This window comes from Variovorax sp. YR634 (genome assembly GCF_900106655.1).
In the GTDB taxonomy this organism is placed as follows: Bacteria; Pseudomonadota; Gammaproteobacteria; order Burkholderiales; family Burkholderiaceae_C; genus Variovorax.
Map to the genome: position 1 here is coordinate 1 of NZ_FNOL01000019.1, position 19,262 is coordinate 19,262.

19 protein-coding genes and 3 pseudogenes are annotated in these 19,262 nt (G+C 63.3%); 13 read left to right on the plus strand and 9 right to left on the minus strand.

Annotation, left to right across the window (positions count from 1 at the left end):
- Positions 1–1,078 precede the first annotated feature (1,078 nt).
- Positions 1,079–2,332 (minus strand): hypothetical protein, encoded by a 1,254-nt coding sequence (locus BLV60_RS34475; protein WP_176928936.1) that lies wholly within the window; start codon positions 2,330–2,332, stop codon positions 1,079–1,081.
- An 81-nt stretch (positions 2,333–2,413) separates the two neighbouring features.
- A pseudogene (locus tag BLV60_RS34180) lies at positions 2,414–2,497 on the minus strand (SEC-C metal-binding domain-containing protein); the annotation flags it as partial.
- A 506-nt stretch (positions 2,498–3,003) separates the two neighbouring features.
- Between BLV60_RS34180 and BLV60_RS25445 the strand changes: the two are divergent.
- Positions 3,004–3,567 (plus strand): hypothetical protein, encoded by a 564-nt coding sequence (locus BLV60_RS25445; protein WP_093058072.1) that lies wholly within the window; start codon positions 3,004–3,006, stop codon positions 3,565–3,567.
- A gap of 57 nt (positions 3,568–3,624) precedes the next feature.
- On the opposite strand, the pseudogene BLV60_RS34480 reads toward BLV60_RS25445, so the two are convergent.
- Positions 3,625–3,798 (minus strand): annotated as a pseudogene (locus BLV60_RS34480) (hypothetical protein); the annotation flags it as partial.
- Between the two features lie 54 nt (positions 3,799–3,852).
- Positions 3,853–4,362: a DUF1993 domain-containing protein gene (locus BLV60_RS25450; protein ID WP_093058073.1), complete on the minus strand. Its 510-nt coding sequence runs from the start codon at positions 4,360–4,362 to the stop codon at positions 3,853–3,855.
- Positions 4,363–4,663: 301 nt separating this feature from the next.
- Here BLV60_RS25450 and BLV60_RS25455 point away from each other — a divergent pair, with 301 nt between their 5' ends.
- From BLV60_RS25455 to BLV60_RS25500, 10 genes and pseudogenes are all read left to right on the plus strand, one after another.
- Positions 4,664–5,287: a DUF938 domain-containing protein gene (locus tag BLV60_RS25455; protein ID WP_093058074.1), complete on the plus strand. Its 624-nt coding sequence runs from the start codon at positions 4,664–4,666 to the stop codon at positions 5,285–5,287.
- 299 nt (positions 5,288–5,586) lie between these two features.
- Positions 5,587–6,066, plus strand: coding sequence for a type VI secretion system amidase effector protein Tae4 (locus tag BLV60_RS25460; RefSeq protein WP_093058075.1), 480 nt, complete (start codon positions 5,587–5,589; stop codon positions 6,064–6,066).
- Positions 6,063–6,308, plus strand: a complete 246-nt coding sequence (locus tag BLV60_RS25465; protein ID WP_093058076.1) for a hypothetical protein — start codon at positions 6,063–6,065, stop codon at positions 6,306–6,308. The genes BLV60_RS25460 and BLV60_RS25465 overlap by 4 nt, the downstream gene beginning before the upstream one ends.
- 4 nt (positions 6,309–6,312) lie before the next feature.
- Positions 6,313–6,479, plus strand: a pseudogene (locus tag BLV60_RS34700) (SAM-dependent methyltransferase); the annotation flags it as partial.
- A gap of 31 nt (positions 6,480–6,510) precedes the next feature.
- Positions 6,511–6,930: a hypothetical protein gene (locus tag BLV60_RS25475; RefSeq protein ID WP_218132250.1), complete on the plus strand. Its 420-nt coding sequence runs from the start codon at positions 6,511–6,513 to the stop codon at positions 6,928–6,930.
- A gap of 19 nt (positions 6,931–6,949) precedes the next feature.
- Positions 6,950–7,348 carry a hypothetical protein gene (locus BLV60_RS25480; protein ID WP_256329575.1) on the plus strand — a complete coding sequence of 133 codons (399 nt, stop codon included), beginning with the start codon at positions 6,950–6,952 and terminating at the stop codon, positions 7,346–7,348.
- Between the two features lie 174 nt (positions 7,349–7,522).
- The gene (locus BLV60_RS25485) at positions 7,523–9,199 is read left to right on the plus strand and encodes a tannase/feruloyl esterase family alpha/beta hydrolase (RefSeq protein WP_093058077.1); all 1,677 of its coding nucleotides are present in this window, start codon (positions 7,523–7,525) and stop codon (positions 9,197–9,199) included.
- Between the two features lie 193 nt (positions 9,200–9,392).
- On the plus strand, positions 9,393–9,683 hold the full coding sequence (locus BLV60_RS25490) for an HU family DNA-binding protein (protein WP_093058078.1): 291 nt from the start codon (positions 9,393–9,395) through the stop codon (positions 9,681–9,683).
- A 126-nt stretch (positions 9,684–9,809) separates the two neighbouring features.
- Positions 9,810–10,337, plus strand: coding sequence for a C40 family peptidase (locus BLV60_RS25495; RefSeq protein ID WP_093058079.1), 528 nt, complete (start codon positions 9,810–9,812; stop codon positions 10,335–10,337).
- A gap of 11 nt (positions 10,338–10,348) precedes the next feature.
- The gene (locus BLV60_RS25500; protein ID WP_093058080.1) at positions 10,349–10,876 is read left to right on the plus strand and encodes a YcxB family protein; all 528 of its coding nucleotides are present in this window, start codon (positions 10,349–10,351) and stop codon (positions 10,874–10,876) included.
- Positions 10,877–10,907: 31 nt separating this feature from the next.
- On the opposite strand, the gene BLV60_RS25505 is transcribed toward BLV60_RS25500, so the two are convergent.
- The 5 genes from BLV60_RS25505 to BLV60_RS25525 form a co-directional block, all read right to left on the minus strand.
- Positions 10,908–11,549, minus strand: a complete 642-nt coding sequence (locus BLV60_RS25505) for a DUF2894 domain-containing protein (RefSeq protein ID WP_176928949.1) — start codon at positions 11,547–11,549, stop codon at positions 10,908–10,910.
- A gap of 28 nt (positions 11,550–11,577) precedes the next feature.
- A complete protein-coding gene (locus tag BLV60_RS25510) occupies positions 11,578–12,228 on the minus strand; it encodes an OmpA family protein (RefSeq protein ID WP_093058182.1) in 651 nt (216 codons plus the stop codon).
- Positions 12,228–14,585, minus strand: a complete 2,358-nt coding sequence (locus BLV60_RS25515; protein ID WP_093058082.1) for a DUF802 domain-containing protein — start codon at positions 14,583–14,585, stop codon at positions 12,228–12,230. The genes BLV60_RS25510 and BLV60_RS25515 overlap by 1 nt, the downstream gene beginning before the upstream one ends.
- On the minus strand, positions 14,582–15,316 hold the full coding sequence (locus BLV60_RS34185) for a DUF3348 domain-containing protein (protein WP_143042637.1): 735 nt from the start codon (positions 15,314–15,316) through the stop codon (positions 14,582–14,584). The genes BLV60_RS25515 and BLV60_RS34185 overlap by 4 nt, the downstream gene beginning before the upstream one ends.
- A 124-nt stretch (positions 15,317–15,440) precedes the next feature.
- On the minus strand, positions 15,441–16,691 hold the full coding sequence (locus BLV60_RS25525) for an FAD-dependent oxidoreductase (RefSeq protein ID WP_093058083.1): 1,251 nt from the start codon (positions 16,689–16,691) through the stop codon (positions 15,441–15,443).
- Positions 16,692–16,906: 215 nt separating this feature from the next.
- Here BLV60_RS25525 and BLV60_RS25530 point away from each other — a divergent pair, with 215 nt between their 5' ends.
- On the plus strand, positions 16,907–18,982 hold the full coding sequence (locus BLV60_RS25530) for a carbon starvation CstA family protein (RefSeq protein ID WP_093058084.1): 2,076 nt from the start codon (positions 16,907–16,909) through the stop codon (positions 18,980–18,982).
- Positions 18,983–18,986: 4 nt separating this feature from the next.
- Positions 18,987–19,193, plus strand: a complete 207-nt coding sequence (locus BLV60_RS25535) for a YbdD/YjiX family protein (RefSeq protein WP_093058085.1) — start codon at positions 18,987–18,989, stop codon at positions 19,191–19,193.
- Positions 19,194–19,262 lie beyond the last annotated feature (69 nt).

Below are 19,262 nucleotides of genomic sequence, written 5' to 3' on the forward strand. Positions count from 1 at the left end.
CTCGATGAATCGCTTCATGTGGCAACCCAGTTCGTGGCGTTGTCTCAATCTAGGCGACGGTATTCACGGATTCAATGCGTTTTCACACAGCCTCGACTGATTGCGGTCGCTCATGCGCTAAAGATAAGCGACCGCTGTTGTCAGAAGCTGCCCTTGAAGGTCCTAGGTCGCGGTGGTCTCCAATGCTGGCAGTCGGTCTATGCCTGCGAGTCGCCGTACGCACAACGGCGGCCCCCGGTCAAGATTGGGAGCTGCCGCTCGAGGCGCTATCCGTTAATGACAGCGTCACCGGAAACTGGTCGCGGTGCGTTCGCGTAGTCCCATGACGTGGCAGGCCCAGAGGACATGCTCATCTGTGATGCGCGAAATCTCGAAAGATGCGGCGTCAGTCAACGGCGCCCCCGGGGGGCACGGGCGCTTCGTTGACCGGAGCGCTAGCGGCGCGCGCTGTCAAGGCCTCCGCCGTAGCAGGAGCCACGGCGGCAGTGCCGGTGGCTGTGGCTGGAGAGGCGCCTGTCACTGTGCCGTCTGCGACATCCAAAGGCTCTGTAACGTAGGCAATGGCATCCTTGACGTATTGCGGAAGTCTGGCCTGCAGGACCGCTGCAGAGATGGATGAGCCATCCGCGGCGCTCTGTGGAACATCAGCTGGCGCGCCCAAAGCAGACGTTGCGGCAGGGCTTTGAAGACTAGCCGAGGTGAACCTGGGCGTTGTGTATCAAGTGAGGACCGTAGTCGAGAGGGGATCTTGGCTTAAGGTGCGCGAGACAGAGATGCCGATTCGCTGGCGACTGTCATCCGTGGATGCGCAACCGATCGAGGGCGAAGTGGCGTTTCAAGAATGGTGTCGCTTCTGAGAGCTTCCGTGGATTCAGGAACCACGTCTTCGGCGTGGTTGCAAAAGCGGCGTTGCCTTCGTCCCAGACTGGGCGAACGCGGCAGCTGCCACGCGTTCACAGTAGATGCTTGCCAGATCACCATGGTCAAGCTCGCGCAACCGGGCGATGTCGGGCGCACCAGCCATGAACTCCAGCAGCTTGGCCTTAGGCGTTTTCGTATACGTCGCCATCAAGAAATCTTAGAGGTCAAGGGCCGTGTCGCACTTGCCTTCACGGGAGACTTCGCCAAAGAAGGTCTCAGGATGCTGACGCCACGCAGCCATTTCTGCATCGGACAGAGGGCAGCTCACGATGAACGAGCGCCCATCGTCCAACTGGACAGCACATGTGGCCGACATTTCTTGCTCTACCACTACGCCGGATGTCAGAACGCCCTCAACTTCTTCACCGTCAGGACCCGGTACGAGCAATCTGCTTCCGATCATCAAACTGCGGTCGACCGTCGAAAAAGCGAAGTCCGGTATGTCGCCGTCGAAGGTTGCGGGAATCGTTGAATGTTGACGCATCGAGCGAAGGAGGGCGTGCATCTCGAGATGCGCGCGCCTCGCTTCAATCGCAGCGCGTAATGAATGGTACTGGTGGTCGTTCTTAAACTCTTCGATATGCAAACTGTCGCCCAATGTGATGCAACGCCATTTCGTTTCATTCAGATGGTGCTCCCAGGGCGTGTTGGTGAGGAATACGTAGGCCGGCGGGAGGCGTTGAGCTTCTGGATCGAACTCCTCGAAGCGACGAAGAAGCTCAAATCCGCGCTGCGCATAGAGCGGTATGGCTTCTTCAGTCGAGGGATCTGGGGCATTGAGGTCAATGAAGACGATACGCGGATGGTCAGCTGACTTGCGAAGCGCCCGAACGAGTTGACGTTGCACGCGCCCGCTCTCGGACCTCTTTGCTTCCACCGAGAAGCGCCTACCCGTGCTTGCGTAGGTTGCAACGAACTCGCAATGCGACGATGTGCGGTCGTCTTCGTTCTCAAATTCAAGCGTAAAGCCGGCACGAGCGAGCAGTGCTGCGACCCGCACTTCGTACCGCGCCCCGGGAAACATCTGCTTGCTGCGAAGGCGCTGGATCAGCTTGCTTTGAAGGTCGGCATTGTGGTCGAGGGCATACAGGTCATACGCCAAGTGCAGGTAGGCGGCGAAAGCCCCTGTGGCCGATGCCGTGGCAACTGTGCCTGGCTCCTTAATGAACTGCCGTTGCTGATCGCACAGGAGGTGATACCAAACTAGGATGGGATGGCGCTCGTCCATCGGCCTTTTCAGTTCGGCGGTGCCCCACTCTGACCCAAGCGCGTCCTTTAGGTAGTCCACCAGAAAATCGTGAAAGGTTTTCCACTTCGTGGATGCAAGAATGCGATTGCGCACGGCGACCACTTGGTGTCCGCTGTCAGTCCTGGTGGCAACGATGGGCCTCCCAAGACCTTGCTGAATCATGCGCTGGTGCTCGTTTGCCTCGTGCCTGGCTCGGAGTTGCGGCACTATCGTCATGGCCGCCTGAAGGCGATCTAGGCTACCCAGTGCGCCGTGGCACCGTTTGTATTTCTTCCCGCTGCCGCAGGGGCACGGATCGTTTCGCCCAACCTTCGGCATAAGCGCTCCTAGAAAGCACCACGCCGCGCCATGCGACGCATGCACGCACGCGGCGAGTTAGGAACCTGCTCGCGGCGCGGCAGATAGATTCACATCATGCCTTAGGGGTGAAACCACCGGCAGCGGTTCAGCACTGAGGCGTAGTCTGTCACGGCAGATCAGCTATGTGCGGCTGACCGGAAGTGGTCGTGAGGCTTGAGGCGATCTGCACACCCAACTGGTTGCTTTGCTGCACCTCAGCTTCCCGCCTTCAGCGGCCATTCGCAGGTTGCATCGACCGGTTGAATCCGCCCTGCATAGCCGTCCTTCGTGTGCGCCCGCTTCAGACTGTTGCGAGACCGGCCTGCACGCCTGGCTATCTCGCGAATGCACAACCATTCATTTCATTTGCATCTTTTACTCAGAGCAAATCAGCCGGCGCATCATGCCTTGTGCATGTCGTATTGATGCACTTTGGGTCTCGGCTCGACCCACCCGGCCGCTCCGGTATCCAACTACTTCAATTGGAGACCCAAATGAAAAAATTCATTCCCAGCGCCATCGCCAGCCTCCTGATCGCAGGGGCAATCTTGACGGCCGCCGCCAAGGAGAAAGTCGTCGACCGGAGCATCACGGAAGCGGAAGTCCTGGGGGCCCAGCAGGCCTGGTGCAAGGCGCTGGTCGACATCAGCGCTGCGAATTCCAGCGGAGGGCAGCCGGCCGCCAGGGCGCTGGCCGAGAAGGTCATCGACAGCGCTTACGCCTACCAACTGGGCGCAGTGCTGTTCAAGCCGACGCTCACGACATCGCCGCAGACCTTCCGCACCGCTCGCGACGGCGCGCTGGCGTACTTCGTGGGCGGCAACCCTGCCTTTCCCAACGACACCGGCTTCGCCCTGAAGGGCTGGACTAAATGCGAGATTGCCAACACTGCCGTACTCATCCACGGCGACGTGGCCAGCACGCTGGGTAACGTGCTGTTCACTGACCCGGACGGCAAGGTCACCACGGTCGACAAGACCTGGACTTTCGTGAAGGACGGTGCCGGCAAGCTGCGCATCGTCGTGCATCACTCGTCGCTGCCGTACGCTGGCCGTTGAACACCGCGTTCGAGTGCCGGCAGGCCCAGGCTCTAGGGCGGCGCCTTCAAGGCGCCTTCATCGGGTGATGAAGGCCCCTCGGAGGACCGTCATTGGTGGCTCAAAGGCGCGAATCGGTGGCAGCACGACATCGTAGCGCTCGACCTGCACCGTGGTGAATTGCCCCACGCAACCCTGCGCCAGTGATGAGGTGCCGATGTCGCGCGTCAACACATTGGGGTTGCCGTGCACGTTTGCACTTCGAGCGGCAGTGGCCAGAGTGGCCGAACGCCTGTCTGTCTTGGGTCAGTAGGCACCCATGTAGTCGCGCTTGCCGATCTCCATACCGTTGTGACGCAAGATGGCATAGGTGGTGGTCACGTGGAAGAAAAACTGCGGCAGTCCATAGTGCAAAAGATATGCGCTTGCGGTCAGCTTCTTTTCCTTGGGGGTGCCGGGGCGCAATACGATCTCGCGGCTTTCGCTGGAATCAAATTGCTCAGGCTTGAAGGAGCCGATATGGGCCAAAGCTTTGGCGATCAACGCTTGCAGGTCGGCGAAGCTGACCTCGGTGTCGGGCCAGGACGGCACCTCGGCACCAGCCAGGCGGGAGGCAATGCCCTTGGAGAAGTCTGCGGCGATCTGTACCTGACGTACCAGCGGAAACATGTCAGGGAACAGCCGCGCCTGCAGCAGCGCATTTGGATCGATATTTCTTTGCGTCGCCTGGTCTTCGGCCTTCTTGAGCACGTCGGACAGGGCGCGCAGCATCTGCTGCATGACGGGAACGGAGGCGTTGTACAGCGGGCTAGTCATGGTGAGTTCACTTCAAAAATTGGGCACGATGGCCGGAGTTGGCGTGGCAGGGGCCCTGCCGACCATGTAAGGCTAACAGCACAGGGCGAACTGAATCGCCCCGGCTTTTGTGGCTAGCTTTTCTTCCCGCTGGTAGTCGGAGCAGCCGCGTTGAAGGGCAGTTCACTGGCAAGAAGCGGACGTCAATTGCAGACGCACGACAGACCGCGATCGCTGCAATGCAGACATCGTCGACCGACCGGCAAGCATTCGATATCCTTACCCCAGTGTTTTCAAGCTTTCTCATCCAGGTACTACTCGAATGTCAGACCTTCTCTACAGCCCTGCAGCCGACCGCAACAAGCAGCCCATCCTCGATGCATTGACTCGCATCCTCGGCGAGCATGGCACCGTGCTGGAGATCGCATCTGGAACAGGCCAGCACGCCGCCTTGTTCGCCGCAGCAATGTCTCAATGGATCTGGCAACCCACCGACGCGGATGCCCGCATGCTCCCCGCACTCGCAAGCCGAGTCGCAGAAGCCGAGCTACCCAATCTCCGCCCACCACTCCCACTCGATGTGATGGCCCCTCAATGGCCATCGCAGGGCCCCGCGTTCACCCAAGAAGAGAAGTTCGACGCGATCTACTGCGCCAACATGCTGCACATCGCACCTTGGGCCACATGCGCCGCCCTGATGCAAGGGGCCGCGCGGCATCTGCTTCCTGGCGGATTGCTCATCACGTACGGGCCTTACTTCGAAGACGAAGTCCCAACGGCGCCGAGCAACCTGGCGTTCGACGAAGACTTGCGCGCCCGAAATCCTGCATGGGGCATTCGTCGTCTGGAGGACGTGGCAGCAGAGGCGCACCGATCAGGCCTCGCGTTGCGCGAGCGGCATGCGATGCCCGCGAACAACTTGCTGTTGGTCTTCGGCCTCCAGTGAATACAGCGTACCGGTGTCTCCAAGGTGCAGCCTGGAACGCCGCCGAGTGGTTGTGCCTGGAGCACGCGCGTATGGCATTGAGCCTTTATTTCTTGGCTAAAGCATGGTGATACAGAGGGAGAGGGGTTGAGCTCTGTGCGACGATGCCCCCGAAGTTCCACTTGCAATTTTTCCGCAAGAGGGAGTAATTTCTAGGCCGTTTCAGCTTCACCGTCATTCCTTGGAGATAGGCTAGCCTGCCAAGCTGAAGTCCTTGCCTTGCAAGGCTTCGAGATCCAAATAATCACCAGGGAGAATTAATGCCTACGTTCGCAACGCTTTGGGCCAATCATCCAAAAATCAAAGGTGACGATACCTTGTTGGATGAAAAGGTCTACACAGACCAATGCGCGATCGATGTCGGTGCAGCCTTTATTCGATCAGCTATGGACATGAGGTCCTTCAAAGGGGTCTATTCATGGCAAAAGGACAAGCCCAGGTATCCGATACGAGCACAGGAGCTCGCAAACTGGCTTGATTCCCCGGCAGCAGGGTTGATGCATCGAACTGAAAAGTACTTGGGCAAGGAAGGGTTCGAAAAGATTGCCGGCCGCACAGGGATCATCTTCATCCAGAACTACTGGGGAGAGGGCAGACAGGGCGACCACATTGATCTATGGAACGGTTCCCGCTTGACGAAGTTCTCTTCCTGGTTTCGTATTCATTGGCACTTGTCGGTCGAAGGATGGGCAACCGATATGAGGAAGGCAGAAGCCATCTGGTTCTGGTACGTGCCATGAACGTAGTTCTTCGGATTCTCTTCATCGCCGGCGGCGCACTGCTGCTTGGATTCCTTTCGAACGTCATCTTGGTCGGCATCGGTCATTGGTATGAAATGAAGGTGGCACGCAGTGAGTACGACCTCTCCGATGCCTTCATGATTGCCGTGTTCGTGCAGGCACTTTGTGTTGTTGCCGGCGGATTGATTGGCAACTGGCTGTACCGGCGGTGGCGCAACAAGAAAGTCCCGAAAACCGACTGATGAAGAGAAGAAGTTCGACGCGATCTGCTGCGCCAACATGCTGCACGTCGCGCCTTGGGCCGCATGCGCCGTCTGGAGAGCGGGACGACAGAGGCACGCCGATCAGGCCTCGCGTGGCGCGAGCGGCATGCGATGCCCGCGAACAACTTGCTGCTGGTCTTCGACTTCTAAGGCCGCGGTGCAATCCGAACGAAAGGTGGGTTTGCCGTTGCAGACCCTTGGCTGCATGCCGCTACCACGCTATCGCAAACTGAACGTACAAGAACAAAACGCCTTGGTCGAAGATGCGATCCGTCGAGAAGCCATGCACTGGCGGCAGAACGCGCTCCCCGAAGCACTCAAGGTCACTGGCCTTGAGCGAGGTGTTCAGTGGGAGAAATCCATCGTTGTTGATCTGGATATCGACTTCCCCGGAATGCCGAAGCTGTGCGGCTTGCTGCTCACGCAAGACGAGAGGTTCGTGGACTTCGAGATCGACACCGACACGACTTATGGGGTCGTTGAATCGGTGGAAATCTGGGAAGACGTGACGGCGATTCAGAACACGAGCCCGCGCAACCGCGGAATTGGTGCGGGGCGTGGAGCGATCGCAATCAAGGTGCTGCGGGCACTCAACAGTTGAGAGTCAGACTCCTCGCAATATGAACACGATGCGCCTCGAAGGACAGAACTTTTCCGAACTCAAAGCGCCCACGGATGCGCAAATTCGGCGGAGAGTGCTCGCACTCCAGAGCACAGGAAAGCACTCATACGCATCGCTGACGAGCGAAGACGGAAGCTACGTTCAAGTTGCGGGTGGCCGGGCAACCTGCATGGTGGAGAGGTTCGACCCTGCAACCGGGAAGCGGGAGAGGGCGTTTCACGACAAGCCAAACCCGGCTTTCCCGGATGGAACCTTGCTTGTGTTTGGTGCGGGTGAGCTGACGCTCAAGTCCGATGAGTGGTTTGTGGCAGATGCGGTCGTGGAGATATTCCTGTGCTTCAAGGAGCATCGCCAGTATCCGGACACCGTGTCATGGCGTGCTGCACCGGGCTTCTGACATGCTGCACTGAAGCCGAACATTGCAGGCTGTCGTTGTCCGCGCTTGGGGCAGACCCGCATCGATGCGATACACGCATGCGCGCAAACCCGTGGCGACGCGCCATGGTCTTCTCAATACCATGCGGCTTGGGCGCATTGCCGCCCGTCCAACAACAACTCAGACAGGCGACAAATGGCAACTCCAGATTCCCGCAGGCGCAGCGCATCGATCAGCCTGGCCGCATTGGCCGCCGCAGCCGCACTCGCCGGATGCGCCTCTGTCAGCGAGCCCGCAATCACGCCCGCCCAGACGGCCCAGGCGCAAGCAGCGTGCACGGCGCTGCAAGACATGAAGATCGCGGCCTCTGCCATCGGCAAGCCGAGCTCGGGCGCGGTCGTCCAATCCGCGAGCTTCGTCCCCGCCAATGCCACGGACAACCCCAATGGCGAGTACTGCGCGGTCAAGGGCGTCGTGCTGCCCGTGAGTGCATCGGCGCCCAGCCTCGAGTTCCAGGTCAACCTTCCCACCGCTTGGAACCGCCGTGCGCTGCAGATGGGCGGTGGCGGCTATGACGGCACGCTCGTCACCGGCCTGGGTGCCTACACCGCGCAGCCTAATGGCACACCCAACGCGCTGCGCCAGGGCTATGTCACGCTGGGCAGCGACGGTGGGCACAAGGGCACGGGCAACTTCGACGGCAATTTCGCGCTGAACGAAGAGGCACTTCTCAACTACGGCCAGCAGTCGGTCAAGAAGACGCACGACGTGGCTCTGGAGATCATCCGGCAGCGCTATGGTGCGGCGCCACGGCGTTTCTATTTCATCGGTGGATCGCAGGGCGGGCACGAGGCGCTCGATGCCGCGGCGCGCTACGCCGCCGACTACGACGGGGCCATTGCCAACTACCCGGCGTACAACATCACGATGCTGCAACTGGCGTCGCTGCATGTCGGCAAGGCGCTGTATGCCAATGGCGGCGCGGGCTGGATGAATCCGGCCAAGAAGACGCTGCTCGTCAATGCGGTGTATGCCGCCTGCGACGGGCTCGATGGCGCCAAGGACGGGATCATCGGCAATGTCGCGGCCTGCAACGTGGTCTTCAACATCGACAAGGTGAAGGCCACGCTGCGTTGCGTTGGTGGCGCCGACAACGGCGACTTCTGCCTGTCTGATGCGCAGATCGCGGCCGTGCGGCAGATCGCATCGCCCTACGACGCGGGGTTTGCGGTTGCGGGGCAGCAGGTGTTTCCGCGCTGGCCGGTGCTCGAAGGTGCGGTGTTCTCGGTGTCGTCGTTCGGCGCATCGCGCGTGCCGTCGAACCCGCCGGCCGCCACCGATGCGTTGCTGTTCTCCATTGGTGCGGCGCACGCCAAGTATTTCGCTACGCGCAACCCGTCGCTCGATGCGCTGCGCTATGAGCCGGCACGCTACAGGGCACGGCTGCAGCAACTGGGCAGCATCACCGACGTGACGACGGTGAGCCTCGAGGCCTTCCGCGCCAGGGGCGGCAAGCTGATCCTCACGCATGGCACGGCGGACGATTTCATCAGCCCCTACAACACCGAGGACTACTACCGTCGCCAGGTCGGCGCCTTCGGCCAGGCGGGTGTCGATTCATTCATTCGCTTCTACAGCGTGCCGGGCTTCGGCCACGGCATGGGGCCGTACCGGCTCGGCTACGACGGGCTCGCGGTGCTCGACAACTGGGTCGAGAAGGGGCAGGCGCCTGAGACGATTCCTTCGGTCGACAACAACCAGAACGCCAACCGCTCGCGGCCGATGTGTCGCTGGCCGGCGTGGCCGGCGTTCAAGGGGGCGGCGGGTGCTTCGATGAACGACGCGGCAAACTTCAGCTGCAGGGCGTCCTGACATCGTTGGTACTTTCCATCGGGTTTTGTGCTCGAGTTTCGTGCACCATCGTGCATCGATCACGATGTTTCACTTTTGAAACGCATGCGTGTCTCGATCCCCCGGTGGGGCGTTTAAAGTTCGAGCCCGGTGCGTTTTCGCGTCACGGACTTTTCCCCCAACCGTTTTACTGATTGAAGAAAGAACCCCCGTTTTGAACAAGACCGACCTCATCGCCGCTATCGCCACGGACACGAACCTCAGCAAGGCTGACGCTGCCCGCGCGCTCGATTCCGCCATCGACAACCTGTCGCGCGCCCTCGCCAGCGGCGACACGGTACAACTGATCGGCTTCGGCACTTTCGCCGTTGCAAGCCGCCCCGAGCGCACGGGCCGCAACCCGTCGACCGGCGAGCCGATGACCATCAAGGCCAGCAAGGCGCCCAAGTTCACCGCCGGCAAGGCGCTGAAAGACGCTGTCAACACGCCTGCAGCAGGCCAGTAAGCGCTTTTTCCTCTCTTCCCTCCGTTGCGTCGGCGCAGCAGCGCGGGCCTCGGAGGGCCTCATCTTCAGGAAGCCGTCGCATTCCGCGCTAGAGTTCATGCACGTTCACGAGCCCAGCCATCCGACATGTACGACGCGCCTGTGCCAACAACGCAACAATCTCGCACATTGCAGCAGTGGCTGCTTCGGCTCCTTTTCACAGGGGCCTGCCTTCTGGTTCTGGGCTGTGCAAGCCCATCGGGGCCACGACAAGGGCCGGGGCCCGCCGTCAGCAGCACGTTGACGGACGAACAATCGAACAGCGTCGCAATCCACGCGCTCGGCCTTGTAGGCACGCCGTACCGCTATGGTGGCAACACGCCTGATGGCGGCTTCGATTGCAGCGGGCTCATCGGGTACGTGTATCTCAACAGCGTAGGCGAGTCGCCGCCGCGCACCGTGGCGCGGATGAGCGGCTTCGGCAGCCCGGTGTCGATGTCCGAGCTTCGCACGGGCGATCTCGTGCTCTTCGGCCCGTCCACGCCGTCGCATGCGGGCATCTATGTGGGCGGGGGGCGCTTCGTGCATGCGCCATCGACTGGCGGCGTGGTGCGGCTTGATCGGCTGGATGGCGTTTATTGGTCGCGCCAGACGGTGCAGGCGCGGCGGCCTTGAGTCCGGCAAGCATGTCGGCAGCATCGTTCACCCTCACTCCGACAGACTTCGCGCGCCTTCAGAAGGTCGTCGGTCGTCGCGTTGGCCGCAAGCCGGGTTTGTCGTCCACCCTGTTCATGTTGCGCGCGGCGGTATGGGTGGGCGTCGGATTGCTGGTCGCGGCGTACGTGCGCGTGCTGGACGACTACGTCGAACTGCCGCATCTTCGGTTCATGGCGTACCTTGTGATGATCGTCTTCCTGCTGCTGGTGTCGCTGCCCCATGTTTCCCAGGCGCTCTGGCGCAAGTACATGTTCGCCCCCAATGGCACGTTTCTCTCGCCCCAGACTGTCAGCATCACGGACAGCGCGCTGACGATCCAGTCCGCAACGATGCGGTCAGAACTTCTGTGGGCGGGCTTCATGGCCCGCGAGGAAGACGACGTGAACCACTATCTCTTTACCGATGAGATGCAGGCGGTCGTGCTTCCTCGTTCTGCCACTGCATCGTTTGCCGACGAGTTCGAGCGCCTGACTTCGCATCTGAAGAGCAAGCCCTGAGGTGAGGGCTCCGCTTCGGTTGACTCCGGCCTCAGCTGGCCTTGCCGCGACCGCTCTTCTTCGGGCTTTCGGCGCGCGGGCTCGCCGCATTTGCTGCCGCTGCAGCAGCGCCATTCAACTGATCGACCCACGACAGCGCATCGACATACGACATGAACCGGTTGAGGTACTCCGGAGACAGGTCGCGCATCAGCGTGAGCGAGCGGTGCACGAGGTGATGCGAGTTGAGGGGGCCGGCGTTCTCGGGCACCTTTGCCAGTGACTGCGTCAGGCGCCGGTCGGCGCTGAGCTTGGACCAGGTGCTTTTGAAGTAGCGGATCGACTTCAGCTCGGTGGAGGGCGACGAGGCAGAAGAGGCAGAAGAGGTGGCGGGCGTCGCCTTGCCTGTTGCGGTCGGGCTGGTATCCATGACCGGCGCGTGCTGGGCGATGTGGTCGACGAGCGCGGCGAGTGCACCGCGTTCAGTCGTTGCTGCTTGCGGCTTTGCAACGTCCGCAGGCGCTGCTTTCTGAAGATCCTCGCCGTACGCCGCCAGCAGTGCGACCACCTTGTCGTCGAGCATGCGCCGCGCTTCGCCGCCGTGCGCTGTCGCGCGCCTGGCCATCGCCTCGATGACACGAAAGCGCACAGGGTCGAAGCGCTGATCGCCACGCGCGATCGCTGCGGCGACCATCGCGCCGGTGTCGCGGCAAGTCTCTTGATCAGTCACGGGGCTTCGTGTTGGCGTTGGAAGGGCGCGGTGTGGGCGCCATCTCCACACGCCGGTTCTTCGAGCGCCCGTCGGCATCGGCATTCGACGCCACTGCCTGCTCGGAGCCGAATGCGGCCGCAAAGATCGACGACGACGGAATGCCGGCCTCGATCAACGCACGCGTCACTGTCAGGGCCCGCTGGGCCGACAGCTCCCAGTTGTCCGCAAACTGACGCGCGTTGTCGCGCATCTGCCGGTCGTCGGTGAAGCCGCTCACCATCAGGATCTCGTCGCGCGACTTGAGGTACGCGGTCAGCGGTGCGGCCAGGCTCTTCAGCAGTTGCCGGCCTTCGGGCTGCAGCTCCGCGGAGTTGAAGGCAAACAGCACGCTGCCGTTGATGCCGATGCGTCCGTTGGCCAGCGTCACGCGGCCGGCCGCGAGCGGCCCTGCAAGGGCCTGTTCGAGCGTCTGCAGGCGCTTGGCCTCGGCCTGCCGTTGCTTGACTTCAGTTTCCAGCTTCGACGCAAGCTCCAGCTGCATGCCCAGCGCGCACACCAGGATGAGCACAAAGGCCCCGAGCAGGCCGGCCATCAGGTCGCCGAACACCGCCCATACCGGCACGCCCGGCTCGTCGAAGCTGGCGTCGAGCTCTTCGCGCATCATGCTTCGCTATCCACCGGCGCTTGCTGCTGCCTGCTGGCGATCTGCTGCATGTCTTCGACGATCTGCTTCTGCGACATGATGCTCAGGTCGATCACTTCACGGGCCTGCGCCACGTAGTAGGCCAACTGTTCATCGCTGCGCGCAATGGATTTGCCCAGCGCGCCTTCGATGCGCTGCAGGTGGCCCACAAGCTTGTCGTTCGACTGGCTGAACATCTGCACTGCGAGGCCGAAGGCTTCACCCAGGCTGGCCACTTCGACGGCGCTGCCGGTGATCTGCGCGGCAACGGCGGCCATCTTCTCGGACTCCGCATCGGCCTTTTCAGTGAAGCGGCTGCCGACGCGCTCCAGCAGGTCCGCCGATGCGGACACCAGCGTGTCGATGGCCGTGCGCTGTTCGGTGGAGGCGTGGTTCACTGCATCGAGCAGGGTGGCCAGCGTTTCGAGGATGCGGCTGCGTTCCTCCAGCATTGCGTTGTCGCGCGTCATGCTGTCGGCGAGCTTCTGGCGCAACTCGGTCACCACTTCGGCTGCGGCACGGGGTGCTTCGGCGGCAGCTTGCAGGAGCTGCGCGATTTCGGCCACGGTGTTCTTCGCATGCGCCTCGGTCTGTGCCGTCATGTCGCGTGCGGTCTGCGCCACTGTGTCGAAGAGCTGCTGCTGCTGGCTTGCGTTGTGTGCGTTGACCTGTTGCCATTCCTGTTGCAGCGATGCGGCCATGGCCGTGAGCGATTGCGTCCATGCCAAGAGGCGCTGCTCGTCGCGCGATGCCATCTGGGACATCACTTCGGCCGCGGCCTGCGGTGCTTCGGCTGCGGCTTGCAGTAGTTGTGCGATCTCTGCGACAGTGCTCTTCGCATGCGCTTCCGTCTGTGCGGACATTTCGCGCGCGGTCTGCGCCATGGTGTCGAGCAGCTGTTGCTGCTGGCTCGCGCTGTGCGCGCCGGCTTGTTGCCATTGGTCTTGGAGCGACGCGGCCATGGCTGTCAGCGATTGCGTCCAAGCCGAGAGGCGCTGTTCGTCGCGCGATGCCATTTCGGTTTGCAGCTTTGTGTGCGCCTGGTCCACGGTGCTCAGTAGCGAGGCGGAATGCTGCTCGAAGGTGGCCGCGGCTGCCGACAGGGCCTGGTGCGAATCGCCCGAGAGTTTCTCGCTGACGCGCTGGTGCTGCGCGAGCGCGCTGCCCCAGGTGTCCGACACGCTGCTCACAGCGCCTTCGAGGCGGGTGGAAACGCTGTCTACCAGCGCGGCCGAGCGTTGCTCGAAGGTCTGCGCGAAATGATCGTGCGAGCCGCGCAGGTCTTGCGACAGCGCCTCGGTTGTGCGCTGGTGTTCGGCGAGCGCGGTCTTCCAGGTGTCTGCCACGCGGGTGGTGGTGGCCTCGAAGCGGCTCGAGAGGCCATCGAGCTGCTGCTGCACGGTTTGCGAAATGGTGTCGTGCAGCGTGGCGGTTTCGCGTGCGATGCCGGCCATGGTGGCCTCGACGACAGGCTGTATCGCCGCGCTGGCGACGCGTGCGCTTTCGGTCAGGCTCTGCTTCAGCGACTGGTCGACGGAAGTGGCGAGGCTGCCGTACACGGCTTCGGCCTTGCTGTGGAAGTGGTCCTGGCTGCTGACGAGGCGTTCGTTCAGCGCCTGGGTCTGCCGCTCCATCGCATGCATCATGGCCTGCAGCTGGCCGACCAGCTCGGGCATGGCGTGGGCCTGTTGCTGCAGCAGCTTGAACGACTCTTCACGCTGATGGCTGAGCGAGAAGACGCGCAGCACGGTCGCGATCTTCGTGTCGAGCATCTGACCGGCCTGCAGCCGCTCGCGCCGGCTCAGTGCCGAGGCAAGGCCCAGCATGGCCGAAGCGGCCACGCCGGCCACCGAGGTGCCGAAGGCCAGCCCGAGGCCCTTTACGGGGGCGGAGAGCGAGTCGCGAATGGTCTGCAGGTCGGTCGAGCTTTCCAGCGCCAGGCCGGTGCCCTTGAGCGTGACCACCATGCCCACGAAGGTGCCGAGCATGCCAAGCAACACGAGGAAGCCTGCAAGGTAGGGCGTCATCGCCGGGCCGGGCAGGCCGACGCGCTCGCCCTCGATACGCAGGCGCACGGCGTTCTGTAGCGAAGGGTGCAGCTGGCCGAGCCATGTGCCGAGGCTCTCGGGCGGGGAAGAGAGCTCTGCCACGGCGTGCGTCAGCGTGGCCGTGGCCTGCTGAAAGCGGTGCAGCTCCAGCGCGCCCATGATGTAGAACGCGCCGACGATCACGGTAACGGCCAGCGCCAGCGGGTTCGTGCCGATGTATCCGGCGCCCACCCAGCCAACGACGGCCAGGCCTGCGACAAAGACAGCGTATTGAAGGAATCGGGTCATGTAGTTCTGGTGGCCTGGGTGCGAAGGGCTTCGAGCAGCCCTTCGACCGGTTGAAATCGAAAGTCCAGTTCGGCGAGCAGCACGTCCTGGGCGTCCTTGCGGAACACGGCCAGCCACGCTTCGTCGGGCTGGGCACTGTTGTCTTTATCTGTCTCTGGTTCGCCGTCCGGCAGGTCCGGCACGTCGGGTGCCTGGCCGGCCTTGCGCAGGCGCTCGAAGTGCTTTTCGAGGATGCCCGGCACGGCCGACAGCAGGCTGTGCTCTCGCGCCTCCAGCACCTGCGCCATGACCACGTCCACGGACGCGAGCCGGGCCATGGACGGCGACTTTGCCGCCAGCGCCGAGCGCAGCCGGCTGCGCAAAGAGCCGACGCCTGCTTCCATCGCTTGTTGCCGGGCGAGGTAGCGTCGGCGATAGGGGGTGAAGTCGGGCGTTGCGTCCTTGCTGGTGCCGAAGGTGGTGTCTTCGACGATGGCGTTTGCCAGCGCGGTTCGCACGCGTTGGCATTCGCTTTCTTCGGTGTTGCGGGGAGCGCGCGTGCTGGCCTGCGTGGTTGCCGGTGCGCCATCGAGCGCTGCGGACAGCGAGATGGCATCGGTCCAGCCGAACCACTGGCTCAACCGGTCAGCGGTGGGTTGCGCGGGTTCGCGAGCGTCGATGTCGGTCAGTCGTGAAAGCAAGCGAATGAGCGCCGAGCCGTTGAAACCTGTGCGCCTTGAAACTTGCCCCATAACCTCCTGAACGCGCTTGAACGCACCTCTTCGAAAAACCTCGCAGTCTACAACAGGGCCCTCTCTCGAAGGCCTCTCTGGCGGCCTCGCCAGACCTCGGCTGTGTAACGAAATGCCAGCTTTTTCATTTTGTGCGCGGCGAAGTTACGTGCTCGGGCCGCACGCCCATTCCCACGGCCCGCGCCGGGAGCCTGCGTAGGAGCGGCCAGCGTGCGAGCAGCCGCAGCGGCCAGGGCACGTGCCCAACCGTGGCCGTCAGCTCGCCGTGGAGCACTGGCATCAGCACTCGGTCTTGTATGAGGCGCTGCACGGCCTGCGTCACGCGCACGGGCCATTCCCTGCGGCGCTGCAGCTGGGGCAGCAGGGTGTCGATCTCCTTCTCGGTCGCTGTGCCGGCCAGCGCAGTGGCCAGCAGGTTCGCGGCAGCCACGGCGTCCTGCACGGCGAGGTTGATGCCGACGCCGCCCACCGGCGACATCGCATGCGCGGCGTCGCCGATGCACAGCAGCCCGCGGCATGACCAGGCCTCGAGGCGGTCGACCGTCACTTCGAGCAGCTTCACCGCGTCCCAATCGGGCAGCGCCTCAGGCAGCCGCGCGGCGAGAAAGGGCGCGATCTTGCCGATCGCTTCATGGAATGCCCCGATGCCCCGGGCCTGCAGCGCATCGTGGCCGCCCTTGGGTATCACGAAGGCGCATTGCCAGTAGTCGCCGCGGTTCAGCGTCACCAGAAAACGCCCCCCCGCGACGTGGCCCGCGGTGGCCGATGGGTCACCGGCCTGCCGGGGAATGGCCATCCACAGCACGTCGATGGGCGCGCCATAGCTGATGTGCGGCAGCGCGGCGGCATCGCGCAGCGCGGAGTGCCGCCCGTCGGCCGCCACCACCAGCGAGGCGTGCAGCTCGACATCTTGCGGCTGGCCCGCGCGGCGGCCTCGCCGCACCTTCACGCCGTTGACTCGGCCCTTGTCTTGCAGCAGGCCGATGGCCTCGGCATCTGTCCACAGTTCGAAGCCCGGGTAGCGCCGGGCCTCGTCGCACATGAAGTCCAGAAACTCCCACTGCGGCATCAGCACGAGAAACCTGCTGTGCGCAGGCAGGTGCGTGAAGTCGGCCACTGGGATGCTGCGGCCTTCTATGGTGGCGCGCAGTTCCTCGATGCGGTCGTGCGGGCGCTGCAAAAAGGCTTCGAGCAGGCCCAGCTCGTGCAATATCTCCAGCGTGGACGGGTGCACCGTGTCGCCGCGAAAGTCGCGCAGAAAGTCGAGATGCTTTTCCAGCACGACGACGGGCACGCCGGCCCGGGCCAGCAGAAGGCCCAGCACCATGCCGGCAGGACCGCCACCTGCGATGCAGCAGCGTGGTTGTGTGTCCATGGCTTCTATCTTTTCGCTCCCTGATGACGGGCTCGATCTTCGCGCGTGGTCCGGTTCATGCATGTAGGCCCGCAGGCATTGCACAGCGGCCCGGCGCTTGCCGTATCCGGGTTTTCCATTACGCAAAGCCACGCGCCCGCCCTGCGCAGTCCGACGGATGCGCCCGCGCCGCAGCCCGGCAAAACTCCTCGGGTCAATAACGAGGAGACATCCGCATGCACAGCATCCGACGCCATCTGGTGTGGCTGGTCGTGGCCGTGGTCGGCGCTTTCGCGCTAGGCACCGTGGCCCTGACCCGAGGCGAAAGCGTCAACGCCCTCTGGGTGGTGGCCGCCGCGATCTGCACCTACCTGATCGCCTACCGCTACTACAGCCTCTTCATCGCCGACAAGGTGCTGGGCCTGGACGGCAACCGCAAGACGCCGGCGCACCGCCACAACGACGGCCTCGACTACGTGCCGACCGACAAGAACGTGCTGTTCGGCCATCACTTCGCGGCCATCGCGGGTGCCGGCCCCTTGGTGGGCCCGGTGCTCGCCGCGCAGATGGGCTACCTGCCCGGCCTGCTGTGGATCCTGGCCGGCGTGGTGTTCGCCGGTGCGGTGCAGGACTTCATCATTCTCTTCATCTCCACGCGGCGCGACGGCCGCTCGCTGGGCGACCTAGTCAAGCAGGAGATGGGCGTGGTGCCCGGCATGATCGCGCTGTTCGGCACCTTCATGATCATGATCATCATCCTCGCGGTGCTGGCGCTGATCGTGGTGAAGGCGCTGGCCGAATCGCCGTGGGGCACCTTCACGGTGGCTGCGACGATTCCGGTGGCGCTGTTCATGGGCGTGTACCTGCGCTACATCCGACCGGGGCGCATCGGCGAGGTGTCGCTGATCGGCTTCGTGCTGCTGATGCTCGCCATCTTCGGCGGCCAGGCCGTGAGCCAGAACCCCGAATGGGCGCCGCTCTTCACCTTCGACGGCAAGGCGCTCACGTGGATGCTGGTGGGCTACGGCTTCATCGCCGCGAGCCTGCCTGTGTGGCTGCTGCTGGCGCCGCGTGACTACCTGTCGACCTTCTTGAAGATCGGCACGATCATCGCGCTGGCCATCGGCATCGTGTTCGTGATGCCCACGCTGCAGATGCCGTCCATCACGCAGTTCGCGCAGGGCAACGGCCCGGTGTGGTCGGGCAGCCTGTTCCCGTTTCTCTTCATCACCATCGCCTGCGGCGCGGTGTCGGGCTTTCATGCGCTGATCTCCTCGGGCACCACGCCCAAGATGCTCGACAACGAGCGCCACGCGCGCTTCATCGGCTACGGCGGCATGCTGGCCGAATCGTTCGTTGCGGTGATGGCGCTGGTTGCGGCCTCGTGCATCGAGCCGGGCATTTACTTTGCGATGAACAGCCCCGGCGCGCTGGTCGGCACGACCGCGCAGCAGGTGGCTGCCACGGTGTCGAGCTGGGGCTTCGTGATCACGCCCGAGATGCTGGTGCAGACCGCGAAGGACGTTGGCGAAACCACCATCCTCGGCCGCGCAGGCGGCGCACCGACGCTGGCCGTGGGCATGGCCCACATCCTCCACCAGGTGATCGGCGGGCAAGCCATGATGGCCTTCTGGTACCACTTCGCGATTCTGTTCGAGGCGCTGTTCATCCTTACGGCTGTGGATGCCGGCACCCGCGCGGGCCGCTTCATGCTGCAAGACCTGCTGGGCAGCTTCGTGCCCGCGCTCAAGCGCACCGATTCGCTGCCGGCCAACCTCGTTGCCACGGCGCTGTGCGTTTCGGCCTGGGGCTACTTCCTGTACCAGGGCGTGGTCGATCCGCTGGGCGGCATCAACACACTGTGGCCGCTGTTCGGCATCTCCAACCAGATGCTGGCCGCCGTGGCGCTGATGCTGGGCGTGGTCGTGCTGTTCCGCATGAAGCGCGAGCGCTATGCGTGGGTGGCCATTGCGCCGGCAGCATGGCTGCTGGCGTGCACGCTCACGGCCGGCTGGCAGAAGATCTTCTCGGCCGACCCGAAGATCGGTTTTCTCTCGCACGCCGCGAAGTACACCGAAGGCATCGCCAACGGCGTGCTGGTGGCGCCGGCCAAGACGCCCGAAGCCATGTCGCGCATCGTGTTCAACGACCGTCTCGACGCGGCGCTGTGCGCGCTCTTCATCTTCGTGGTGCTGAGCGTGCTGGTGTACAGCATCAAGGCCTGCCTCGCGGCGCGCGCGGCCAACCGGCCGACCACCAAAGAGACGCCGTTCGAGCCCGTGGGCGCGGCAGCCGCAACGGCTGCCCACTGACGCCATGGGCCTCGCATTGCCGGAAGCCGGGCGCTACTTTGCGCGCTCGCTCAAGCAGTCGCTGCGGCTCATGGTCGGGCTGCCCGACTACGACGCCTACCTGACGCACATGGCGGCCACCCACCCCGACCGGCCGCCGATGAGCTACGAGGCCTTCTTCCGCGAGCGGCTGGAGGCGCGCTATGGGGCGGGCAAGGGGCGCTGCTGCTGAGCCTGGCGCGGCATTGCGTTACAGGTCTTTCCGATCGAAGCCCCGTCTCTAGGGATGTACGGGCCGGTT